The sequence below is a fragment of the Nocardia sp. NPDC005998 genome (genome assembly GCF_040614395.1).
Classification (GTDB): Bacteria; Actinomycetota; Actinomycetes; order Mycobacteriales; family Mycobacteriaceae; genus Nocardia.
Genome location: NZ_JBEXUI010000106.1, coordinates 1 through 1,013 on the forward strand (window position 1 = coordinate 1; position 1,013 = coordinate 1,013).

The following is a 1,013-nucleotide window of genomic DNA, read 5'->3' on the forward strand; positions in this document are numbered from 1 at the left end:
CGGGAGAGCGACCCGCGACAGCGGTAATTTGTGCGTTCATCGCCGAGCATCGCGCTCGGTTCGGGGTCGCTCCGATCTGCCGTGCGCTGTCCGCGCACGGCTGCAAGATCGCCCCGAGAACCTTCCACGCCTGGGTCACACGGGCGCCGTCGAAACGCCGCTTGTGGGACACGGCGGTCACCGAGGTCCTGGCCGGGATCTACGAGCCCGACGAGCACGGCCGGCGGGCACCGGAATCGCTGTACGGGGCTGAGAAGATGTGGGCGCATCTGCAACGCCAACGGATTCCGGTTGCCAGATGCACGGTGGAACGGGTCATGCGAGCCAACGGTTGGCGGGGAGTGGTGCGGCGCAAGAAGATCCGCACCACTGAACCGGACCCGGCAGCTTCGCGGGCACCGGATCTAGTCGATCGCCAGTTCCGGGTCCAGGCACCGAACCTGTTGCTGGTCGCGGATTTCACCTATGTGCGGCTGGTGACGGGCGCGTTCGTGTACACGGCTTTCGTGATCGACGCCTACGCCGGGCGGATTCTGGGCTGGGAATGCTCGACCAGCAAGCAGGCCGCGTTCGTGAACTCGGCGATCCGCCAAGCCGCGGCGGTTCGTGCTCGTGAAGGGCACCCGTTGGTGGGCACCACGATTCATCATTCGGACGCCGGGTCGCAATATACGTCGGTTCGGCTCGGGGAAACGCTGCTGCTGTCGGGAATGGTTCCGTCGATCGGGTCGGTAGGTGATGCATTCGATAATGCGTTGGCGGAGACCACAATTGGGCTCTACAAGACCGAAGCGATCCGGGACGACTCACCGTTTCGCCGTGGCCCGCTGCACCGCCTCGCGGACGTCGAACTTCTCACCGCTGACTGGGTGAGCTGGTTCAACAACTCCCGGCTGATGCACCGACTCGGCCGCAAACCACCGGTCGAATACGAAGCCGACTACCATGCACTCCACGCCGAACAACCGGCTGGTGACAGATAAACCGGTGTGCATCGAATCCGGGGCGATTCA

General features: G+C 64.4%; 1 protein-coding gene. It reads left to right on the forward strand.

Annotated elements, in window-relative coordinates:
- Nucleotides 1-983: IS3 family transposase (locus ABZ293_RS42040; RefSeq protein ID WP_355189924.1), on the forward strand; the 983-nt coding region annotated here is incomplete at its 5' end.
- Nucleotides 984-1,013 lie beyond the last annotated feature (30 nt).